The organism is Providencia sp. UF-183, from assembly GCF_058246155.1.
Genome location: NZ_JBSICD010000027.1, coordinates 18,962 through 34,501, shown reverse-complemented (window position 1 = coordinate 34,501; position 15,540 = coordinate 18,962). Strand labels below are relative to the sequence as shown.

The window sequence follows — 15,540 nt, the reverse complement described above, 5'->3', positions numbered from 1 at the left end:
AGATTCTCAAAGTGTGATTCAGAGCAAATATTCCTATAAAATCGACATAAAATGATGGATTTGCGCTTTTTTAGCAAAAAAAAGTGATTTTAAGGCCATAGATCACAAAATACAGCTTATTCAAATTAAAAACATATGTTCACCTATTGATTATTTGTTCATAAGATCCTATTTTCTAATTAGTACATTTGAATAATCAATGAACTTTTGTTCAACAATAAGGATCTCAATCATGCTATCTATCGCCATTGGTGCAGACGACGCCGCATTTGAAATGAAAGATTTGATCAAACAACACCTCGCAGCGCTGAATATTCAAGTCACCGATTATTGTTTAAATACAGGGGTTAAGGATGAAATGTACCCAGATGTTGCCCATGCTGTCGCAACGGCTATTGCCCAAGGAAAACATCAACGAGGGATATTAATTTGCGGAACAGGGATTGGGATGTCTATTGTTGCCAATAAAGTCACGGGGATTCGAGCCGCACTTTGCCACGATACCTACTCAGCAGAACGCGCACAAAAAAGTAACGATGCACAAATTATTACCTTTGGTGCCCGGGTTATTGGCCCTGAGCTTGCAAAAACTATCGTCGATACTTGGTTGGCTTCGCATTATGAAGGTGGGCGTTCAGCACCAAAAGTCGCTCGCATTAGTGAATATGAAAATGGGGAACGTTAGTTTCACGCAGACAGTTTTCTAGGAGTGTTTTTATGTACACACAGGCACAAAACCCGTTAGCGAACGCCATCCGTTTTCTTTCTATTGATGCGGTGCAAAAAGCCAATTCCGGCCACCCGGGCGCACCAATGGGCATGGCTGATATCGCCGAAGTACTATGGCGAGACTACTTACAGCATAACCCTACCGACCCGACTTGGCCGAACCGTGACCGCTTTGTCCTGTCAAATGGTCACGCCTCTATGCTGCTATATAGCTTATTACACTTAACGGGTTACAATGTTTCCATTGACGATTTAAAACAATTTAGGCAATTACATTCAAAAACACCCGGGCACCCTGAGCTAGGTTATACCCCCGGTGTTGAGACCACAACTGGGCCGCTCGGGCAAGGCATTGCCAACGCAGTCGGTATGGCAATTGCAGAAAAAACCCTTGGCGCGACATTCAACCGATCTGGTTTTTCCGTTGTTGACCACTTTACTTATGTTTTTCTTGGTGATGGTTGCTTAATGGAGGGGATCTCCCACGAAGCTTGCTCCCTCGCGGGTACATTGAAGCTGAACAAACTCATCGCTTTTTATGATGATAACCAAATATCCATTGATGGTGACACTAAAGGTTGGTTTACAGATAACACCGCCGAGCGTTTCGAAGCTTACGGCTGGCATGTTATTCGTCGTATTGATGGCCATTCAAGACCTGCTATCAAAGCGGCGATTGAGCAGGCACGGCAGCAAACAGACAAACCGACTCTGATTATTTGCCGCACTACCATTGGTTATGGCTCGCCAAATAAAGCAGGAACAGCAAACTCACACGGTGCACCACTGGGCATGGAAGAAATAGCCCTAACACGTAAACAGTTAGGATGGGAATACCCCCCCTTTGAGATCCCCGAAGACATTTACCAGTCATGGAATGCCAAAGCCCATGGCGCAGAGCAACAATTGCAATGGGAGCAGGCCATTAGAGAATACGCCAAAAGGTATCCAGAACTTGCTGAACAGCTCACCGAACGGTTAACTAACCAAACACCCAGCACATTTTCTACGGTGATGGCGAACTACATTCAGAATTTGAATGATAACCCAGAAACAATTGCTACTCGTAAAGCCTCGCAAAATACCCTCAATGTCATTGGCCCTATTCTCCCTGCACTCATTGGCGGCTCCGCAGATTTAGCCCCTAGCAACCTGACTTATTGGTCTGGCTCAGTTCCTATCAATAAACAACCTGCGGGTAACTATATTCATTATGGTGTCAGGGAGTTTGGCATGACCGCTATTGCCAACGGTATGGCATTGCACGGGGGTTTTCGCCCTTATACTGCGACTTTTTTGATGTTCTACGAATATGCACAAAATGCAGTGCGCATGGCAGCGCTAATGAAATTACCGCAAGTGCTTGTTTATACTCATGACTCTATTGGGTTAGGGGAAGATGGACCAACACATCAACCCGTGGAACAACTGGCATCTTTGCGGTCTACGCCAAATTTATCTGTCTGGCGCCCTTGTTGCCAAGTGGAAACGGCGGTTGCTTGGCAACAAGCCATCACCAACCAACAGACACCAACGGCATTGGTCCTTTCACGACAAAATTTGCAACAACATTCCCGTACCCCTGAACAGTTAGCCAATATCCAACGGGGTGGTTATATATTACGTAGCAACAGTCAAAACCCCGAGTTATTGCTGATAGCAACGGGATCTGAAGTCACTTTAGCCGTTGAAGCGTGGCAATATCTCACTGATCAAGGCTTTAAAGTGAACGTGATTTCTATGCCATCAACAGATACCTTTGACAAACAATCCATAGACTACCAGCAACGTGTGTTACCCAATCATATCCGCAACCGTATTGCTATCGAAGCCAGTATCAGTGATTACTGGAGAAAATATGTAGGTCTTGATGGATCGGTTATGGGAATGAATAGTTTTGGTGAGTCAGCTCCCGCTGAACAATTATTTGATTATTTTGGCTTTACAGTAGAGAAGCTTATTCAGCAATCCTTATCATTATTACAACCCAAAGCGTAACCAACAGCAAAGTTATTTAAATCTGTTATCCTACTTTGTAATTTATATTACAAGCCAAATAATAATTTTATTATTTGGCTTATTTTTATCATTATAAATAAGCGAATAATCTATTTTATTCGCTTATTGTATTTTATTACTGAATGCTATATCCACCATCGATCACTAAATTATGCCCCGTGATCATATCAGAAGCATCACTAGCTAAAAACAGAGCGCAGGCGGCAATTTCTGACGGTTCTGCAAAACGCCTTGCTGGAATTTTTTCTTTCATTTCATCACCTTTTGACCCTTCCCACGCTTTTTTACCCAGCTCAGTGAGAACGATAGTCGGTGATATTGCATTGGTTTGAATACCCTTAGGGCTCCATTCTAATGCCAAAACTTGGGTTAAACCAATAATGGCAGCTTTACTCGCACAGTAGGCCGCATGTTGATCTAAGGCGATAACACCAGCCTGTGATGCCATATTAATTATTTTACCTTTTCCTTTTTTAATCATGACATTACCAGCCGCTTGGCACACAAGAAAAGTGCCTTTGAGATTAACGTTCATGGTCAAATCCCAGTCCTGCTCACTTAAATCTTCAGCAGGAGCCAAAGCGACAATCCCTGCACTATTAACTGCAATATCCAATGCTCCGTAATGATTTACTACTTGCTCAACCATCTGTGATACAGAGTCTATTTTTGTTATATCACATTGAATACCAATGGTATTTTTCATTTTATTGGCAACATCAATGACATTTTCAGACTTATCAACCAAAGCAACTTTGGCGCCTTTTTCCACATAGAGCTGGGCAATTGCTAAACCAATACCCGCAGCGCCCCCCGTGATTAATGCAACTTTGCCATCAAGAGAGAATTGGGTATTAAAACCATTAAACTTTGTCATTTTCATTCCTTAACGCCATGAGGTGATATTTGAGATTAGGGGAATATAGATATTGGAGTTCTTTCGAAATCCTAATAACACTATAAGTGTATCGTTATTTAATTAAGATAATATTATTTAAATATAATAGCCACATTCATCATTTAAAATAAAGCGCCACATCCCATTATTTAAATAATAATAAAGACTAAAGAAACATCTGTTCAAAATAAAATTCAACTTGATTATTTGTTATCTATTTTGAAATCATCCAATCATTTGCATTGTTTAAAATAACGCCAAATACTCATAATAATCGTATTTCAACTAACCTTAGATAATCCGCCTTTACATAATACAGTGTAAATTTAACAATAACTGGCGCATACTCTTAGTTATATCTAAATTGATATCAAACAAAACCAATAGGCTGATATCAGATAAAATAGAGAAATAGCTCTCATTCGCGTTAATAACGTGAGTTGATTACATAGGTCATGGAAAAATGGAAAAAAAACCTTCACTGCTGCAACTACAGGATATTGGCTATTCCATTGATGGAAAAACGATTCTTGATAATGTGCAGATTAACCTAGGTGCCAGCGAATTTAAATTAATCACAGGACCATCTGGTTGCGGGAAAAGTACTTTATTAAAAATTGTGGCATCACTGATTTCCCCAACCCAAGGGAGTATTATTTTTAACGGCCAAGACATTAATACTCTCTCCCCTGAAATCTACCGCCAGCAAGTATCATATTGTACTCAAACCCCCGCATTATTCGGGGCAACAGTTTACGACAACTTAGCGTTCCCTTACCAAATCAGAAAGCAGTCTTTTGATAAAACAAAAATTATCAGTGACTTGCAGTATCTTTCATTACCAGAAACCATTCTTGAGAAAGGAATTAACGAGCTTTCGGGGGGCGAAAAACAGCGCATTTCATTAATTCGAAATTTACAATTCCTGCCCGAAATTTTATTGTTAGATGAGATAACTAGCGCACTAGATGAAGAAAATAAAGTCAAAGTGAATGAGTTAATTCATAAATTAGCTATAGAAAAAGGTATTGGGGTTTTATGGGTGACTCACGACCAAGATGAAATTGCCCATGCAAATGAAGTCATCACCCTTCCCGTTCATCTGGCTAAATAATAGGATACCACCGTGCATCAACCTACCATTTCCAATGAGTCACTTACCTTTTCTATCATGTTAGTCTTAGTGGCGATTTTTATTAGCCACAAAGAAAAGCTATCTTTGGAAAAAGACATTATTTGGAGTACTTGCCGCGCCATTGTTCAATTATTAATTGCTGGCTACATTTTAAAATATATTTTTAATGTTGATCATGAGCTTCTCACTGTAGCGTTGGTACTGTTTATTTGCGTTAATGCTGCGTGGAATGCAAAGAAACGAAGTAAATATTTAGATAAAATCTATCTCACTGCCTTTGTGGCGATTACGTCAGGCACTTTTCTCACGCTACTGGTCTTAATTCTCACCAAAGCCATTGCGTTTACCCCGATGCAAGTGATACCGATTACAGGAATGATTGCGGGAAATGCAATGATAGCCGTCGGGTTATGCTTTAATAATCTGGGGCAACGATTTGCCAGCCAGCAGCAGCAAATTCAAGAAATGTTAAGCCTCGGAGCAACCCCAAAAGTTGCCTCAGCCGCAATCATTCGTGAAAGTATTCGCGCCTCATTGATTCCCACCGTTGATTCAGCAAAAACAGTCGGTATTGTTAGCTTACCGGGAATGATGTCAGGGTTAATCTTTGCGGGGGTCGACCCATTGCAGGCCGTAAAATATCAAATTATGGTAACTTTTATGCTATTAGCCACTGCCAGCCTTTCGACAATATTAGCGGGCTATATGACTTATATTAAATTTTATAACCAACGCCACCAGCTATTGGTTAATACCTTAAATAAATAACCTATATGCTTCAATGTCGCCTGTTTTACGACGGGCGACTCTTCCTCATATTCGGCATATCATCCGATACCTACAGGCAATACTTCAATCAACTGTGCCTGACTATTTCCTTCATCTATCAGTTTGAAAATATGATTGAGCATCGTAGGCACATCTTGCTTCACCATTTCAATATCATTACCTAACAGCGCCACAAAAGGATCCCAGTCAAAACACCCTAAATTAGGTTGGTTTTGACCTGTACAACCTTGCTCCCCTAACCAACGCATCACCCCTTCTAATGAAATCGTTGAATTAATAAATAGGCCACCTTGGGCAATCTTTTGCAAATTTTCATTGTGCTTTTTAACGAAACTAGATAGCGCTTTTTCTGCTTTTTCAGGGGCATACCCACACGCTAAAATATTTTCATTTGGAACAGTAATCCCCATTTCGTTATGTGCATCAATAAAGCCACGTATACGTTCGTGGGTATTATGATCATGCTCACGCCCACCAATGAAAATTAGCGCTTCATTTAATGCTGAAGCACGGTCTATTTTACTTAACATACGCTGTGTAAGTTTTTTCGCTCCAAGGTAATTATCCGAAATGACGGATGGCGCTAGAGTGCCAGGCAAATCTAAATTTAGTGTCGGTACACCAGATGCTTGGCAAGTTTGTGTTATTTTGTCAGGATTCGTTGCCCCTGTCGAAATCAGCCAATCCACTTGGTACGATAACATTGCACGGGCGGCTTCTATTTCTAATTTAGGGTCGCGCCGCGTACAGGTAATAATTGGAAACAGCCCTCTTTCACGGGCCATTTCCTCAAAATGCTCCACTATCGAGCCGAAGTAGCGGTTATCGTACTTTGGAACCAACATGCCAATAATTTTTGATTTATTACTACGCAATAAGCTAGCTTGCTTGTTCACTGAGTAGTTTTGTTCTTGCGCAATACGCATTACTTTTTCAGCTAACTTCGCACTAATGCGTCTTTTTTGCCAATTCCCATTGAGTATCGCGCTCACAGCACTTGCTGAGACACCAGCCAGTTCTGCAAGGTCGTAGATCGTTGTTTTCTTATTTTGTCTGATCTTTGTCACAGATTTATATCTCCATTTTTTCCTAGCTTGACACCAAAGCGGAAAAGTCGCAATACTGCTACATCGATTGAGCAATATTGAAATTGATGAAACGTGAGTTGATATAATAAAAAAATTCATATCAATCCATTCTATGCAGCCACCTTAACCATTCCTGTGACTCATTGTCATCTCATTGATTTCATTATTCTTTAATTTTCCTCTGCTAAAATCCGATTGGAGTAAATCATTATGGCTATTTCCATTGAAAATAAAGTTGCCGCAATTACAGGTGCAGCATCTGGTATTGGTCTCGAATGTGCACGTACACTGATCAAAGCAGGTGTCAAAGTCGTTCTGATTGACCGTGCTGAAGATAGATTAAATCAACTTGTCGCCGAGTTAGGCGAAAATGCAATCCCTCTAGTCATTGATTTAATGAACACCAAACAAGTTGACGGCATGTTAGATGCAATCCTTGCCAAAGCAGGCCGTTTAGATATTTTCCATGCAAATGCAGGGGCTTATATTGGCGGTCCTGTTGCAGAGGGTGATCCTGATGTTTGGGATAAGGTGTTAAATCTCAATATCAACGCGGCTTTCCGTAGTGTTCGTGCCGTTTTGCCTCACTTTATTGCCCAAAAATCAGGTGATGTCTTATTCACCAGCTCAATTGCGGGTGTTGTTCCTGTTATTTGGGAGCCAATATACACCGCATCTAAATTTGCGGTTCAAGCCTTTGTTCATTCAACTCGCCGCCAAGTTTCCGAGCATGGTGTCCGTGTTGGTGCCGTCTTACCAGGTCCTGTCGTCACCGCATTATTAGATGATTGGCCAAAAGAAAAAATGGAAGAAGCTCTTGCAAATGGCAGCTTAATGCAGCCCATTGAAGTTGCCGAAGCGGTACTCTTTATGTTAACTCGCCCAAAACATGTTACGGTTCGTGACCTTGTCATTGTGCCAAACAGTGTCGACCTATAACGCTTTATCCTATTTTTAACAGTTAATTTTTGGAGGTAAAATGCATCACTCAACCCCTCAAAATGATAAAGTGGTTATCGGTATTGATGTTGGAACAGGTAGCGCCCGAGCCGGTGTATTTGATATGTCTGGCAAAATGCTATCCTCAGCCAAACAAGATATTACACTTTACCGAGATAGCGCTCACTTCGCTGAGCAGTCAAGTAACCAGATTTGGGAAGCTGTTTGTTATTGTGTCAAGCAAGCGGTCGCTTCTTCACAAGTTTCCCCCCAGCAAGTTGCAGGTATTGGTTTCGATGCAACCTGTTCACTCGTTGTTATCGGGCACGATAAACAACCCGTTTCGGTTAGTCCCACTCAAGATCCAAACCGTAATATTATCGTGTGGATGGATCACCGTGCAACTGAACAAGCTGAACGTATTAACCAGCTAAAACACCCTGTTTTAAATTATGTCGGCGGTAAAATTTCACCTGAAATGGAAACACCAAAGATTTTATGGTTGAAAGAAAACTTGCCTCAAACCTATGAAAAAGCATGGCAATTTTTTGATTTAGCGGATTTCTTGACGTGGAAATCAACTGACTCATTAGCACGTTCAACTTGCACAGTAACCTGCAAATGGACTTATCTCGCCCATGAAAAACGCTGGGATGCAGACTACTTCCATCAGATTGGTTTATCTGAGCTAGCTGATGAGAAATTTGCCCGTATAGGACAATTGATTGTTGAACCAGGAACCCCTTGTGGTTCTGGCTTAACAGACGATGCAGCACAGCAAATGGGCTTATTAGCAGGTACCCCTGTTGCAGCAGGTATGATTGATGCCCATGCTGGCGGTATTGGTACAGTGGGTGTCAATGGTGATGCGATTGCCAACATGGCATATGTCTTTGGCACATCATCTTGTACCATGACAACGACCAAAGAGCCTGTTTTCATCCCTGGTGTTTGGGGGCCATATTATAGCGCTATGGTTCCTGGCATGTGGTTGAACGAAGGTGGCCAAAGCGCCGCTGGCGCAGCGATTGATCAGCTACTATCCCTCCACCCTGCTTGCGTAGGCGCACAAATTACTGCAAAAGAGCAAGAAAAACCACTTCCTGTCTACTTAGCTGACCTCGTGTTAGAAAAGACAACATCGGCATCTCAATCTGTTGAACTTGCTGAGAAAATTCATGTAGTTCCTGAATTTTTAGGTAACCGCGCACCATTTGCTGACCCACATGCAAGAGCAGTTATTGCGGGACTCACCATGGACAACAGCTTAGAGAATTTACTGTCATTCTATGTTGCTGGTGTATGTGGTATTGGCTATGGTTTAAGACAAATCATTGAAGCACAAGCAAAATCAGGTGCAGCAATTGAGAACATTGTTGTGAGTGGTGGAGCAGGACAACACCCATTAATTCGTCAATTATTAGCGGATGCATGCGGTGTACCTGTTATTTCAACACAAGCTAGCGAACCTGTTTTACTCGGTTCAGCCATTTTAGGTGCTGTTGCAGGTAAAGTCTGTGACGATGTGGCTCAAGCCATGGATCAATTCAGTGAAATTGATTTAACTTACTACGCAAATGAAAGTTACCAGGCGCGCCACGATACGCGTTTTGCTTCTTTTATAAAGCTTCAGCAGTGCGCAAGAGAACTCAAGGGTTAAAATATCTTCAGATAAAGAAAGCCAAAATGGCTTTCTTTATCACTCGCAATCAAATTAGAAACAATACTTATTCCATAGAGAATCCATCATTTCCATTGGTAATAAATCATAATCCCCTTCTACAAGTGGTATGGACATTGTGACGCGCCCATCTTTATCATTATAAGCTTTCACAATGAATTTCTTATAACCTTCAAGTTTTGCATTTTTAACTCGAAACACTTCACCACAGATATAACCTAAATCTCCTTTATCTGCGGTTTGTCGAATAAAATTATATTGCACATTCCTAAAAGAAGCTGACTCTGGGTAGGATAAGTAATCCTCCACACTCGTTTTCGCCATCTTCACCAAATCTGGAGTTGGTGAATAGTTCAACGTGACGCCTAAAATAAAAGAGCATCCCGTTAATAATAGTATTGTGAGCAACTTTATTATGTTCATATTTAAGCTCTCATAAACGCAGTGACACAACCAATTGACCAAAATCGTTCACCATACCTTTGCTTAAAAGGTATGTAAGTAGATATATTTAGTTAATTGTAAGAAAGTAATAATTATTTTAATAATAGGCTTGCCAATCCATATAAGAATAATTTATTAGAAAGCCCGACCTTTCTAATTTTAATTTCGCGTAAAAGTCACCTTTAGTAAAAATCAATTTACTCTAACCAGCACCGTTTATTCCGTATTTACACTTCATTTTACCTATTACATGAGTAAGTATACCAGTATTAATCCTCAGATATAAATAGTACCTTAAAGATTAACTGTTGCAATTTGTATTTTTTATACAAAAAAGGTTTCATACCTACAGCATCAGAAACAATAATTCACCTTAACAGTTTAATACTGTTTAATATTACTTATATTCAATATATTATTAAATAATACAATGTACATAATAATGTTGCCAATTGTGAATAAACACTAATTGCGAGTACCCGTACTCACCCAGTGAGTATCAATAAATATAATTCATTTCAATTTACGTTATACCATTAAATTAAACCATCAAAAAACAAACCAAAAAATCCTTTTTATTCATAAGGATAATCAAATTTATTTCGTTTAACCCAAAAATAAGAAAAAAATTCTAAACGATATATTTTTATCTCTTTATTTTACAACCCCCATTAACAAAACAGCAAAAACCTCAAAATAAAAACAACCTAATCAACTGATTTTAAATAGAAAAATCATATCACTTATGTATCAATAATTATTAAAATGATGAAAAAAAATTTGCATTAACAACATATTAACACAACAAGCATTAGAATATTTAACTGAAATTAACTAACCATCACTATTGCAATTTCATAAAAACAAACTACCTTTGGCTTCCACTTATCTTAAATCAATAAAAATACAGAATATTCTTAAGACACTAAAGCCAACAACGAATACTTAAAATTATCCGACTAATTTTGATAAAATAATATAGAGAAATCAGGTAGCATTTGTGACCTAAAAAAAGGGGATCTCATGACAAATAACCAACTACTCTTGCTTGCAGCAAATAACCTCAGCAATAAAATGGAACTTAGCCATTCGCAAGCGTCCTATATCTATCAGTTTTACTACACGCATGTCGCTAATCAATATGCAAATATCCCCGATTTTATGGCTGGTTTTATGTCCCAAATGACTGACTCCATGAGCTGTAACTTCATCTCAGTTCCCCAAGAACAAATCTACCTGACTATTGCACAGTATCTGGCTATTGCTGAAGAACGTTATATTGAAAGGCAAAGGTTATTACAAAAGCGTGAGAAATAAAAAAGACCTCACAATAGAGGTCTTTTATAAGAATAAATCCTAAGCAAATTTTACTGCTCTTGTAATTCTAATTCAGCAATAATTGGAAGATGGTCACTAACACTCGACCATTGGAATTCTTTTCCATCGGTTGGGATCTGCATGTTCTTCACATCCCACACTTGGCCTTTAAATGTAAAAATATGGTCAATGTCAATCGCTGGGTTTACCGCGGGCCAACTGCGATAATCGACTCCTTGTTTCTGTACAGGGTTCCACATATAACGAATTTCCTGAATAGGCTGCTCATTCGCCGTAGAATTAAAGTCCCCTGCTAATATTTTTATCGATGCTGCGATATTATCAAAGCCTGTATCTGTATCACCAATGCTCGCATCTAAAATATGGCGTACTTGGCCAATACGAATAGTTGGATCTTTCTGCCAATCAAGATGCGTTCCCATCACAATAATTGGTGCATCAAAACCAGGCTTAGTTATCTGTGAAATTAATACTACACGCTGCTCTGCATCACCTGATGGTAAATTAACAACTTGGGATTTCTCTATTTTGTATTTTGATAAAATTCCGACGCCATATTCACCACCATCAAAATCTAATGCTTTACCGAAGGCAAAATCCATCTTGTTTGCTTTGGCGATTTCTTCAAGTTGGTGAACTTTTTTACTGCGCGCCGTTTTATTATCAATCTCAGTTAAAACTATAACATCAGCATCTATCTTACCAATTGCCTTACTTAAGTTATCTAAATTCGCTACATCTGATGCTAATTCATTCTTACCAATATTGTAAGTTGCCACTTTAATGGTCGGTTTATTGGCGACATAAACTTTATTCGGTGTACCGCCGTCTTGTACTTTTAGGACTTCAGAACCTGTCGTTGCAGCACTCACGCTGCAAGAAGCTAAAATAGCCGTTGATATGATAGTTTTAAGAAATTTCATGATGACTCCCCAGTAATGGCTCAATGAACTCATTGAGTAATGGACTGACTATAATATGCAGGCAGTTAACTGCCCTCGTTATACATTAGCAGGGAATAAATAGGATGCAGTGACCCAACCGACAATCTTATTTCGAGAGACAAAAAAACAATCCTGATTTTCATCAAACATTGACTTACCTCCCGATTTTTTATCCGTCAGATATTTAATTACACGCTAAAACGTGAACTTAAACCAACGAGCTATATTTTATGCACTTTGTCTGGCTTCAAACTTGTAGGGAAAAATGATCTCTTCTTGAGTCTCTGAAAAATCAGTATCAGGCTCGGCTAACCATTTCTGTAGCTTTTTAGCGGTTTCTCGTGCCATTTTACTGTAATCAATACGAACAGAGGTCAGGGACGGCTGAATATGATCGCAATTTGATGAACCTTCTACACAAGCGAGCGCAAGCATTTTCGGCACTTTAATTAAACGCCGTTGACACTCAAAAAGTACGCCAAGTGCTATCATTTCATGGCTGCAAATAACGGCTTCAAGTTCTGGCTGTCGCGTTAACATTTCACTAATCGCCTGACGACCAAAATCCATTGTAGCAACATACGGTGTTGTGATGCTTTGGTCAGCACTCTGGTTATAAGCCAACATAGCTTTATTCCAACCACTCAGTTGCTGGCTTTGCATTTTGCTGTCCATTTGGGCACCAATATAACCTATTTTTTTGTATCCTTTTTGCAATAAAAAATGGGTTAAAAAATTAACTGCTTCACCAATGTTACTTTTAATATTTAAAGTAATAGGATGGTTGGATTCCCCTGCTACGTTAATAACTGGAATATCCAAATTTTTAAGATAATTAAAAATGCTTTGTGAATTAACCGCTCCAAATATAATCAGCGCCGCAGGGTTACTTTGTAATAACGTCGATAAAACTTCTGATTCTTTTTTCTGCTGATAATCATGGCTACCAATAACCACTTGATAATTATTTTTGTTCAATACTTCTTGTAATGCTTGCAAAAAAACTGAACTCGCATTATCACGCAAAGAAGGAATTAACACCGCAACAATTCGGCTTTGCCCAGATGCTAAAATCCCCGCGGCGGAATTAGGGATATAACCAAGCTCCTCAACGGCTGCGTTAATCTTTTCACGCAGGTTGTCTGAGACTAATTCTGGCGTTCGCAAAGCACGGGACACCGTCATTGAGCCAACGCCTGCGTATTTAGCCACATCCTGTAACGTCACCCGCCCAGTATTTTTTCTTTTTCGTGTTTTTTGCATGTAATACTTTTATTTAGCCTAAACTTATTATTCAACAGCATTAACTTAGCACAGGTTGAATTTGTTAATCAGCTTACAAGTCTATTCATTTAGCCTTTGTTCGCAATATTTATTCAAAATGATAGCGCTATCACGAAAATGAACAAATCAGCTAGATAGCGCTACCATAGATCACTACTATTCACTCAACCATTAAAAAGATAAAAATTTAATCAACCAGGAGCAACCCAATGCTTACGACTTTACTGACCTCGAATGTTATTCAGGTCGTCGAAAGTGCCGCAGATTGGCAAGATGCGATAAAAATCGCCTGTAAACCATTAATTAATAATAAGTTAATCGAACCGCAATATATCGATGCGATCATCAAATCACACGAAAAAATTGGTCCATATTATGTATTAGGCCCAGGTATTGCCATGCCTCATGCTCGTCCTGAAGATGGCGTAAATCAGCTATCCCTTGGCTTAACCGTGATTAAGCAAGGCGTAGAATTTGGCTCAGAAGGCAATGACCCTATCAAATTACTTATCGTCCTTGCTGCGACAGATAGCAATAGCCACATCGGCGCTATCGCAAAACTTGCTGAGCTATTTGATAATCAAGAAGATATTGACAGCATCATGCAATCAGAAAACGTCGATGACATTCTTAAAATCATCGCTAAATACGAATAATTTAATATTAAGGTAAACATTATGAAAATCACCGTTGTTTGTGGAAATGGTTTAGGCACCAGTTTAATGATGGAAATGAGCATCAAAAATATTTTAAAAGACATGCAAGTCAGCGCTGAAGTTGACCATGTGGATTTAGGTTCAGCGAAAGGCACTGTCAGTGATATTTTTGTTGGCACAAGTGATATTGCTGAGCAGCTAGTTGCTCAACAAGTGGGTGGTGAAATCGTCGCGCTGGAAAACATGATTGATAAAGTTGCCATGAAAGAGCGCCTCACCGTTGCATTACAAAAACTTGGTGCGATGTAAGCGGAGGCACTATGTCATTCTTTCGTTTTCTGATGCAGGATGTTTTATCTGAACCTGCTATTTTAGTCGGTCTTATCGCCCTTATCGGTCTGATCGCACAAAAAAAACCAGTCACCGAATGCATTAAAGGCACCATTAAAACCATCATGGGTTTTGTCATTCTAGGTGCAGGTGCAGGCTTAGTGGTGAGCTCATTAGGTGACTTCTCAGCCATCTTCCAACATGCTTTTGGCATCAACGGCGTAGTACCAAATAACGAAGCAATTGTGTCTATCGCACAAAAAAGCTTTGGTCGTGAAATGGCCATGATCATGTTCTTTGCGATGTTAATCAATATCTTGATTGCTCGCTTAACACCATGGAAATTTATCTTCCTAACGGGTCATCACACATTATTTATGTCTATGATGATTGCCGTTATTCTAGCAACTGCTGGAATGGAAGGCACTATGTTGGTTACTGTTGGTTCTTTAATTGTGGGCTTCTGTATGGTGTTTTTCCCTGCCATAGCACACCCATATATGAAAAAGGTTACTGGTTCTGATGATGTTGCCATTGGCCACTTTTCAACCATCTCTTATGTTTTAGCTGGGTTTATTGGTAGCAAATTTGGTAATAAAGAACATTCGACTGAAGACATGAATGTGCCAAAAAGCTTGCTATTCCTGCGTGATACACCAGTGGCTATTTCGTTCACCATGTTCATTATCTTTATCATTACTTGCTTATTTGCGGGCGGTGATTTTGTACGTGAAGTGAGTGGTGGCAAAAACTGGTTTATGTTCTCATTAATGCAATCTATTACGTTCGCTGCTGGGGTATACATTATCCTGCAAGGTGTGCGTATGGTTATTGCTGAAATTGTCCCTGCCTTTAAAGGGATCTCAGACAAACTCGTACCAAATGCAAAACCTGCTTTAGACTGCCCAGTGGTATTCCCTTATGCCCCAAATGCGGTATTAGTCGGTTTCTTAAGTAGCTTCGCTGCGGGTGTCATCGGCATGTTCTTATTGTATGCCTTAAATATGACCGTGATTATCCCAGGTGTGGTACCACACTTCTTTGTGGGCGCTGCTGCTGGGGTATTCGGTAACGCAACAGGCGGCCGCCGCGGCGCTATTTTAGGTGCATTTGCGCAAGGCTTATTAATCACCTTCTTACCTGTATTCTTATTACCTGTTCTTGGGGATATTGGTATCGCAAACACCACATTTAGTGATGCTGACTTTGGTGCCATCGGAATTTTATTAGGTATTATCGTTCGCTAATCTAGTAAACTCCCCAAGC

Annotated in this window: 15 protein-coding genes; 10 read left to right on the top strand and 5 right to left on the bottom strand. The window is 39.8% G+C overall.

Features of this window, described 5'->3' with window-relative positions:
- The first annotated feature begins 232 nt into the window (after positions 1-232).
- Positions 233-685 carry a ribose 5-phosphate isomerase B gene (gene rpiB / locus AC4IFT_RS19735; protein ID WP_206083968.1) on the top strand — a complete coding sequence of 151 codons (453 nt, stop codon included), beginning with the start codon at positions 233-235 and terminating at the stop codon, positions 683-685.
- Between the two features lie 32 nt (positions 686-717).
- A complete protein-coding gene (gene tkt, locus AC4IFT_RS19730) occupies positions 718-2,727 on the top strand; it encodes a transketolase (protein ID WP_490736440.1) in 2,010 nt (669 codons plus the stop codon).
- A gap of 136 nt (positions 2,728-2,863) precedes the next feature.
- On the opposite strand, the gene AC4IFT_RS19725 is transcribed toward tkt, so the two are convergent.
- A complete protein-coding gene (locus AC4IFT_RS19725) occupies positions 2,864-3,625 on the bottom strand; it encodes an SDR family oxidoreductase (protein WP_490752411.1) in 762 nt (253 codons plus the stop codon).
- 484 nt (positions 3,626-4,109) lie between these two features.
- On the opposite strand from AC4IFT_RS19725, the gene fetA reads away from it, so the two are divergent.
- Together fetA and fetB are read left to right on the top strand one after the other, a co-directional pair.
- Positions 4,110-4,760, top strand: a complete 651-nt coding sequence (gene fetA, locus AC4IFT_RS19720; RefSeq protein ID WP_490752408.1) for an iron efflux ABC transporter ATP-binding subunit FetA — start codon at positions 4,110-4,112, stop codon at positions 4,758-4,760.
- A gap of 12 nt (positions 4,761-4,772) precedes the next feature.
- Positions 4,773-5,549, top strand: coding sequence for an iron efflux ABC transporter permease subunit FetB (gene fetB, locus AC4IFT_RS19715; protein WP_490736434.1), 777 nt, complete (start codon positions 4,773-4,775; stop codon positions 5,547-5,549).
- A gap of 59 nt (positions 5,550-5,608) precedes the next feature.
- On the opposite strand, the gene AC4IFT_RS19710 is transcribed toward fetB, so the two are convergent.
- Positions 5,609-6,637 carry a LacI family DNA-binding transcriptional regulator gene (locus tag AC4IFT_RS19710; protein ID WP_490736432.1) on the bottom strand — a complete coding sequence of 343 codons (1,029 nt, stop codon included), beginning with the start codon at positions 6,635-6,637 and terminating at the stop codon, positions 5,609-5,611.
- Between the two features lie 231 nt (positions 6,638-6,868).
- Here AC4IFT_RS19710 and AC4IFT_RS19705 point away from each other — a divergent pair, with 231 nt between their 5' ends.
- Both AC4IFT_RS19705 and AC4IFT_RS19700 read left to right on the top strand, forming a co-directional pair.
- Positions 6,869-7,597 (top strand): SDR family oxidoreductase, encoded by a 729-nt coding sequence (locus AC4IFT_RS19705; RefSeq protein WP_490736430.1) that lies wholly within the window; start codon positions 6,869-6,871, stop codon positions 7,595-7,597.
- A gap of 40 nt (positions 7,598-7,637) precedes the next feature.
- Complete coding sequence (locus tag AC4IFT_RS19700) at positions 7,638-9,257, top strand: FGGY-family carbohydrate kinase (protein WP_490752406.1); 1,620 nt, start codon at positions 7,638-7,640, stop codon at positions 9,255-9,257.
- Between the two features lie 54 nt (positions 9,258-9,311).
- Here the strand turns inward: AC4IFT_RS19700 and AC4IFT_RS19695 are convergent, their stop codons facing one another.
- Positions 9,312-9,635 carry a hypothetical protein gene (locus tag AC4IFT_RS19695; protein WP_490752403.1) on the bottom strand — a complete coding sequence of 108 codons (324 nt, stop codon included), beginning with the start codon at positions 9,633-9,635 and terminating at the stop codon, positions 9,312-9,314.
- Positions 9,636-10,745: 1,110 nt separating this feature from the next.
- Here AC4IFT_RS19695 and AC4IFT_RS19690 point away from each other — a divergent pair.
- Positions 10,746-11,039, top strand: a complete 294-nt coding sequence (locus AC4IFT_RS19690) for a hypothetical protein (protein ID WP_490752401.1) — start codon at positions 10,746-10,748, stop codon at positions 11,037-11,039.
- 50 nt (positions 11,040-11,089) lie between these two features.
- Here the strand turns inward: AC4IFT_RS19690 and AC4IFT_RS19685 are convergent, their stop codons facing one another.
- Together AC4IFT_RS19685 and AC4IFT_RS19680 are read right to left on the bottom strand one after the other, a co-directional pair.
- Entirely contained in the window at positions 11,090-11,983 is an 894-nt protein-coding gene (locus AC4IFT_RS19685) for an endonuclease/exonuclease/phosphatase family protein (protein WP_490752397.1), read from the bottom strand.
- A 249-nt stretch (positions 11,984-12,232) separates the two neighbouring features.
- The gene (locus AC4IFT_RS19680; RefSeq protein WP_490736420.1) at positions 12,233-13,267 is read right to left on the bottom strand and encodes a LacI family DNA-binding transcriptional regulator; all 1,035 of its coding nucleotides are present in this window, start codon (positions 13,265-13,267) and stop codon (positions 12,233-12,235) included.
- 230 nt (positions 13,268-13,497) lie between these two features.
- On the opposite strand from AC4IFT_RS19680, the gene AC4IFT_RS19675 reads away from it, so the two are divergent.
- The 3 genes from AC4IFT_RS19675 to ulaA are packed head-to-tail and all read left to right on the top strand — an operon-like array spanning position 13,498 to position 15,521.
- Entirely contained in the window at positions 13,498-13,944 is a 447-nt protein-coding gene (locus AC4IFT_RS19675; protein ID WP_490736418.1) for a PTS sugar transporter subunit IIA, read from the top strand.
- A 21-nt stretch (positions 13,945-13,965) separates the two neighbouring features.
- On the top strand, positions 13,966-14,253 hold the full coding sequence (locus AC4IFT_RS19670) for a PTS sugar transporter subunit IIB (protein ID WP_219248895.1): 288 nt from the start codon (positions 13,966-13,968) through the stop codon (positions 14,251-14,253).
- Positions 14,254-14,264: 11 nt separating this feature from the next.
- The gene (gene ulaA, locus AC4IFT_RS19665; RefSeq protein ID WP_272516241.1) at positions 14,265-15,521 is read left to right on the top strand and encodes a PTS ascorbate transporter subunit IIC; all 1,257 of its coding nucleotides are present in this window, start codon (positions 14,265-14,267) and stop codon (positions 15,519-15,521) included.
- The last annotated feature ends 19 nt before the right edge of the window (positions 15,522-15,540 follow it).

What these genes read in the sequence shown, in the direction of transcription:
- rpiB (WP_206083968.1), top strand. Translation starts at nt 233, where the DNA reads ATGCTATCTATCGCCATTGGTGCAGACGACGCCGCATTTGAAATGAAA.
- tkt (WP_490736440.1), top strand. Translation starts at nt 718, where the DNA reads ATGTACACACAGGCACAAAACCCGTTAGCGAACGCCATCCGTTTTCTT.
- AC4IFT_RS19725 (WP_490752411.1), bottom strand. Translation starts at nt 3,625, where the DNA reads ATGACAAAGTTTAATGGTTTTAATACCCAATTCTCTCTTGATGGCAAA.
- fetA (WP_490752408.1), top strand. Translation starts at nt 4,110, where the DNA reads ATGGAAAAAAAACCTTCACTGCTGCAACTACAGGATATTGGCTATTCC.
- AC4IFT_RS19705 (WP_490736430.1), top strand. Translation starts at nt 6,869, where the DNA reads ATGGCTATTTCCATTGAAAATAAAGTTGCCGCAATTACAGGTGCAGCA.
- AC4IFT_RS19700 (WP_490752406.1), top strand. Translation starts at nt 7,638, where the DNA reads ATGCATCACTCAACCCCTCAAAATGATAAAGTGGTTATCGGTATTGAT.
- AC4IFT_RS19690 (WP_490752401.1), top strand. Translation starts at nt 10,746, where the DNA reads ATGACAAATAACCAACTACTCTTGCTTGCAGCAAATAACCTCAGCAAT.
- AC4IFT_RS19685 (WP_490752397.1), bottom strand. Translation starts at nt 11,983, where the DNA reads ATGAAATTTCTTAAAACTATCATATCAACGGCTATTTTAGCTTCTTGC.
- AC4IFT_RS19680 (WP_490736420.1), bottom strand. Translation starts at nt 13,267, where the DNA reads ATGCAAAAAACACGAAAAAGAAAAAATACTGGGCGGGTGACGTTACAG.
- AC4IFT_RS19675 (WP_490736418.1), top strand. Translation starts at nt 13,498, where the DNA reads ATGCTTACGACTTTACTGACCTCGAATGTTATTCAGGTCGTCGAAAGT.
- AC4IFT_RS19670 (WP_219248895.1), top strand. Translation starts at nt 13,966, where the DNA reads ATGAAAATCACCGTTGTTTGTGGAAATGGTTTAGGCACCAGTTTAATG.
- ulaA (WP_272516241.1), top strand. Translation starts at nt 14,265, where the DNA reads ATGTCATTCTTTCGTTTTCTGATGCAGGATGTTTTATCTGAACCTGCT.